Source organism: Mesorhizobium sp. M7A.F.Ca.AU.001.01.1.1, assembly GCF_004022735.1.
Classification (GTDB): Bacteria; Pseudomonadota; Alphaproteobacteria; order Rhizobiales; family Rhizobiaceae; genus Mesorhizobium; species Mesorhizobium ciceri.
Genome location: NZ_RZPF01000432.1, coordinates 1 through 5674 on the forward strand (window position 1 = coordinate 1; position 5674 = coordinate 5674).

The 5674-nt window shown below is 59.5% G+C and carries 6 protein-coding genes; all 6 read left to right on the forward strand.

Annotated features, from left to right (window positions below; all coding sequences use genetic code 11):
* Positions 1-43 precede the first annotated feature (43 nt).
* The 6 genes from nifX to EN884_RS23395 all read left to right on the forward strand — a co-directional run bounded on the left by nifX (position 44) and on the right by EN884_RS23395 (position 5349).
* The gene (gene nifX, locus EN884_RS23370) at positions 44-541 is read left to right on the forward strand and encodes a nitrogen fixation protein NifX (protein WP_063169371.1); all 498 of its coding nucleotides are present in this window, start codon (positions 44-46) and stop codon (positions 539-541) included.
* A 16-nt stretch (positions 542-557) separates the two neighbouring features.
* Positions 558-1037 carry a NifX-associated nitrogen fixation protein gene (locus EN884_RS23375; protein WP_024505267.1) on the forward strand — a complete coding sequence of 160 codons (480 nt, stop codon included), beginning with the start codon at positions 558-560 and terminating at the stop codon, positions 1035-1037.
* A 107-nt stretch (positions 1038-1144) separates the two neighbouring features.
* Positions 1145-1849, forward strand: a complete 705-nt coding sequence (locus EN884_RS23380) for a response regulator transcription factor (RefSeq protein WP_224571202.1) — start codon at positions 1145-1147, stop codon at positions 1847-1849.
* 95 nt (positions 1850-1944) lie between these two features.
* A complete protein-coding gene (locus EN884_RS23385; protein ID WP_063169369.1) occupies positions 1945-2817 on the forward strand; it encodes a universal stress protein in 873 nt (290 codons plus the stop codon).
* An 842-nt stretch (positions 2818-3659) separates the two neighbouring features.
* On the forward strand, positions 3660-4958 hold the full coding sequence (locus tag EN884_RS23390; protein ID WP_063169368.1) for a SidA/IucD/PvdA family monooxygenase: 1299 nt from the start codon (positions 3660-3662) through the stop codon (positions 4956-4958).
* A 10-nt stretch (positions 4959-4968) separates the two neighbouring features.
* Positions 4969-5349 (forward strand): hypothetical protein, encoded by a 381-nt coding sequence (locus EN884_RS23395; RefSeq protein ID WP_126080606.1) that lies wholly within the window; start codon positions 4969-4971, stop codon positions 5347-5349.
* Positions 5350-5674 lie beyond the last annotated feature (325 nt).

Below are 5674 nucleotides of genomic sequence, written 5' to 3' on the forward strand. Positions count from 1 at the left end.
CTCCTGAGGCGCTTGATCCACTCCGTAATCGAGAAATATCACGATGAACGCTGTTCGCCGCCTCTCGCTGGTCAGTAGTGAGGTTTTCGCCCCGATGCCTGAACGACGTAAGGGCGCATTGCGCGTTGCGATCGCCACTCAGGACATGCAGGACCTCAACGCCCATTTCGGGTCGGCCAGGCGCTTTGCTGTCTACGACGTGACGCGCGAGGAATGGAATCTCGTAGAAGCCGTGGCCTTCGATGACGTGTCCGATGAAAGCGGGGAGCATCGGGCCGAGCGCGATGATCGCATCACGCCAAAGGTGGATGCGCTCAAGGGCTGTCAGATCCTGTTTTGTCTGGCAATTGGCGGCCCTTCGGCAGCCAAGCTTGTCGCGGCAAAAATCCACCCGATCAAAGTGGCGGAGCCCCAATCGATCCCACAGGTGCTCTTGCGCACGCAGATGATGCTCAGGACGTGTCCTCCGCCTTGGCTGCGCAAGGTGCTGGCGCGAGCGGGCATTGCCGAAAAGAAACCGTCCTTCGAGGACGAGGACTGAAAAGAGGAGGACGCCAATGCCTGACCCCGCAATCCCCCCAGCTGTCGCCGAAGACGAGGCGGCTCTTTGCACCCCGTTCGTCAAATGCCTCGTGCGGCTGATCCGTTCTCAGGATTCCTATGGCTCGTGGGAACGCAAAGCGGACGCTGAGCTGCTGGGCGACTTCATCATTACCAAGGAACAGCGCCGAGGGATCCCAATCATCGGAGATCCCGATCCCGACGTGCTGTGGAGGCTCGACAAGTACTACGCCGCCATCGGGCTTGCGATCGAGGAGCGCTGCGGCCTTATGGCATCGCCGATGATCCAGGTGAGCCATGAGGGTTTTGGTCGGGTGCTTTTCACGACCGGACGGCTGGTCGTTTTGTCCAAAACGCTGCGCGATGTCCACCGGTTTGGCTTCGAGACGCTCCTGAAGCTCGCCACGGCCGGTACGAAGCTGGTCGACGATGCGATTTCAGTCATCGAAACCTTTCCCCACGTGGCGCTGGCATGATGGGCGCGATTTTCGAGAAAGGCCATCATGACGGACCCGAGAAACTATGTTGGCCAGTCCCCTCGATCCAGGGACTCGAGGCCGACCAGGTTGTTGGGGTATCGCCGATGAAGAAGCCGCTGGTCCTGATCTGCTCGCAAGATGCCGAGTTCTATCTGCTCTACAGCCACATACTGGAGGTTGACGGTTTCAGCAGTGAGACGGCAGACGGCGCGAAGGCTGCGCTGGCCTTGGCCGAACAACGGGAGCTTCAGGCCGTAGTGCTGGATTGCGACCCAGCCAGCATAAACGGGTCCGCAATTTGCGCCCACCTCAAGCGGGAACCGCGCACCACCGACCTGCCTATCATCGCCCTGATCGCGCCTGGCGCCGAGCACCAGCACCTCGATCTCTTGAAGGCAGGCGTTGAGAGCTTTGTGCGGCCGGTGGCTCCGGCCAAGCTGCTCGACTGCCTGCGGGCGAGGCTCGGGCTGACCAAGCGTGGTCCGAACGGGGTTGAAAACGACAGTTGGATTTGTTGTGGAGGCCTGGAGATGAAGCTCGATGCCCATCGGGTTCGCGGTAATGGCCACGACATCCATCTCGGACGGATCGATTTCAACGTGCTGCGGCTTATGATTGAGGCCCCCGGCAAGGTCTTCAGCCGGGACGAGCTTATCGGGGCGGCCTGGCTGCCCAACATTCATGTCGGTGCACGCACCGTCGATGTCCATATCAGCCGAATCAGGAGGGCGCTGAAAACGGCCTTGCCCGGCAGCGTCATTCGCACCGTCAGGTCGGCCGGCTACTCGCTCGAGAAGCCGGACGACTGAAATCGGTGATCGAACGTGGTGCCGCTCTCTCTTCCTCCTGAGAGCGGTGTTGCCGCTTTGAGGCGCTCCTAACGAAGACCAGGAGAAGCAGGCAAATGGAATTTAAAAGCATATTCAGTGTGACGGGTGCTGATCATTCTGATGAGGACCTCACAACAGCTGCCGGACTGTGTGCCGAGGTCGGCGCGCACCTATCGGTACTCATTATACCGCCTCCATTGCTCTTGATGTCGTCTCCGCCCCCCGAATGGAATACAGGACGTGCACAGGCAATTGCAGTACCGAACTATCGATTTCAGCAAATCGAGAAATTTTCACAGGACGTGACCAGAATGGAAAGACGGTCCGCGGATATCCTCAAAAGGCTGAAAGCTATGTCGCTTTCCTGTGACGTTGACACCGACTATTGCGATCCGGCTAGCCTCGGTGAAGTGGCACGACAGCGGGCGCTCTGCGCTGACCTGACGATCGTTGGAGGAGACCTCCTCAACGATGAGACTCTCGGACCTCCTGTTGTCAACGGCTGCTTGTTCGATAGCGGAAAGCCGGTGCTCATCGTGCCGAAGGGCGTTAAGGCGACGCTGTCGCCTCGACGCGTGCTGGTCGGCTGGGATTCGCGTGTAGAGGCCTCGCGTGCGGTTCGGGAAGCTCTTAGTATCCTATCCGCTGCCAAGGAAGTCTGTGTCGCTATGGTCGATCCAAAGGCGCAAAACAACGGGAAAGGCGCGCAGTCTGGAGCTGACATCGCTGCCTATCTTACTCGGCACGGTGCTCGGGTCTCCGTTGACCTGCTTAAGAGCGCCGGCAAATCGGCGGGCACAGTGCTGACCCAGCACGCGAACGACATCTGTGCTGACATGATGGTTATGGGTGCTTATGGCAGCCGTGGGCTGCGTGAGCGGATTTTCGGCGGTCCGCCGAGCTGGAGCTTTGGGAAGACCACATTGCCGCTGTTTTTGGCTCGCTGATCAGCTCCGTAGGAACACCGATCAGGTCGTAGGACCGCCAACCAGTCCGAAGTCGTCGTCGGTTACCGGTCGGATTGCGGAGACATGGCTGGATCCGCGAACATCTTGCGACGCTTGTCAGAGCCAAACCGGACGCCTCGACTGCTTCACGACGCTCTCGTGAACCAACTCGTGCGAGATCGTCCGCAACGGGCAGTAAAGACGAACGGCTGCAGCAGACCGCAGCCAAGCCACAGGGCGGGTGTACCAGGAGACCCCGCCTCGTGCGCGAACCCTGTTGGAAGGCCCCTTATCAGTACCCGGACGCGCGTCAAATCGGCGGCTGTCCCTGTCAGCCTGCGGTGTGCAAGGGCCGCTGCCGCGGAGCTTCCCCTGCCCGATCGTCGGGCGTGCGACAATGTCGGATTCCAGACGAGCTGGAACTGCGCGAACTCGTTGGTTTGACAGGTCTTTATCCGGCACGCCGCATGCATGGGAGTCTCCGAAAGCATTAAGAGCCGTTATCCATGGTTACGCCCCTCGAAAGAAAGAGCCGCTTCCGTCGTGGCAGGGAAACAGCCACTCCTGGGGTGGAGGCCGGCGCTAGAAGCCGCCGTAAGATCCGGAAGAGCCGCGCGACAGCATCACACACTTTCCTTCTGCTCTTGGGTTCGGATCACGCCGCGCCGCTGTCGATGCCGCCGACATTGAGCCCAAGACCTGGAAGGCGGCACACGCTTTTGCTGTCCTCTCAGTCGGGACCGCGGCTCAAGCATGCCTGTGAGGTTCGCATTGCTCAATGCCCGGCAATCGACGTCAACATGCCGCTGAGTTGGAAAACACTCCTAGAGGAGTAAGGATAAGTGGACCTCTTTTGTATTGGTGTGGGTGCTGGACCATCTAATTTGAGCCTTGCGTGTCAGATACAGGAAGAGATTGCGCAAGGGGCACTGTTCCTGGACCGGGAGGTCGATTTCCGAGGACATCCAGGCAGCGCTTTCGATTGCGCGGAGCTCCAGGTCGGCCACTTCCAGGATCTGGTTACTCTGGTCAATCCGCGATCAGCCTACACATTCGTAAACTACCTCCACGAGAACGGGCGTCTTTACAATTTCCTCAATGCGCAATTTCACGGGGTGCTTAGAGCCGAGTTCGCCCAATATCTCAACTGGGCGTTCCAGAAGAATCCGCTTGTCCGTGGCGGCGAGGCCGTTCGCGAAATCCGCTTTGACGGCGAGTTTCGCGTGCGGACGGACAACGCGGTCCTTGATGCAAGAAACCTCGTCATCGACATAGGCAAGCAGGCGCAAATTCCGCCTCAGTTTCATGGCTGGACTGGACCCAACCTGTTCCACTCATCTGAGTTGGCCCACATCAATCCTGAGGTGCAAAAAAAGCATGTCTGCGTTGTTGGCGGCGGACAGTCGGGAGCCGAGCTGCTACTGCACCTTGTCGGCCGGCCGAAAGAACGGCGGCCCGCGGCGATCACATGGGTCTTGACGCGCGAGATGCCTTTCGACGACCACGCGTTCACAAACGGGCTGTTCACGCCATGCTTCTCGGATCGTTTTGCTGCGATGAGCGAGGTGCATCGACAGCTGTTCCTGCGGCGTTTCGCGCTTGCCTCCGAGGGCATTTCAGAAAGCAAGTTGCGCGCGGTCTATCAGGCGCTCTACCACCACGCCTTTCTCGAGCCACACCAATGCGAGATCACATTGCGGCCAAGTTGCAACGTGTCGCGCTGCATCAATGCCGGAGCAGGGCACAGGCTCACGCTGCAACGCGGCTTGGACAACATCGGAGAAGTAACCGCCGATATCGTCATCCTGGCCACCGGGTACGAGAAACCGCTGCCGGGTTTCCTAGAACCGATCGCAGATCGCCTCGAACAGATCGGCAATGAGCTCGCCATCGGCGAGGATTTTTCGGTGTACTGGGACGGACCGCGAGACCGACGCCTTTTCGTTCAGAACGCCTGCCTTGGACAGCGCGGGCTGGCTGATCCGAACTTTGGGCTGCTGGCCTGGCGAGCGCGCCGCATCCTTGACAGCCTTCTGCGGCGCGCGCCATGCGCCAATCCCGAGCATCTAGGGTTCATCAACCGTCCCTTGACGGAGTGCTGGCCCGACCTCGGAGTCGAACAAATGGGCAGCGGGATATGATTCGTCGATATTGATGATCGGCGGTGGCATTCAGGAAAGATTTCCGCCTCTGGCGGCAAAAGCGGGACGAGCAATATTCCTACGGCGTCAGATCGCTCTGCTCGCGCTTGAGCAAGGTAGCGTCGCGCGACTCCTGCTTGGCGTGAAACAGCAAAGGGCATTCAATCACGATGCAGCTTTACGTGCTGTCGGGCTCAACGCCACGTGGATCGAGCCCAACGCCGCCGTTGGCAACCGCGACGCGAATTATGACGCCGGGCCACATGCGGCGGTGGCTGCAAGGGTACCGAGCCTCTCCCGCACTTTCGACCCCATCGCCGAAGTGCGACTACTCCAGGACGCCGAAGCCGGTCTTATCGCCAGCGGGCCAGCCAAACTCTCACCTTCCTAAACGGCAGCCGCTAAGGTGAGCCGTCGAAAGCCGACATTCAGGTTAACGTCAGCTGGCCGTGTTAGGGCTCGCTTATTCAAGGCGGTACCGGCGCTTGCCGAAGCTAAGAAGGGTTGGCATGCCCTTTGCCGTGCTTGATGTGCGGCAACACGGTGAGAGCTCCGCTGAAGCAAGCGAGAGGGAGCAATGCCCTCGAGACCGTGTCCGATTTTGACTGGAAAATATTCCGCGACAAAAGAGACGAAAGGTGTGGAATGACTTTGGACACCAAGATGGAACTGCGTATGGGGTCCCCGGCTCCTGCGCGGAAAGTGGAGAACTGGCT

Coding starts and splice junctions, on each gene's coding strand:
- nifX (WP_063169371.1), top strand. CDS start 44: ATGAACGCTGTTCGCCGCCTCTCGCTGGTCAGTAGTGAGGTTTTCGCC.
- EN884_RS23375 (WP_024505267.1), top strand. CDS start 558: ATGCCTGACCCCGCAATCCCCCCAGCTGTCGCCGAAGACGAGGCGGCT.
- EN884_RS23380 (WP_224571202.1), top strand. CDS start 1,145: ATGAAGAAGCCGCTGGTCCTGATCTGCTCGCAAGATGCCGAGTTCTAT.
- EN884_RS23385 (WP_063169369.1), top strand. CDS start 1,945: ATGGAATTTAAAAGCATATTCAGTGTGACGGGTGCTGATCATTCTGAT.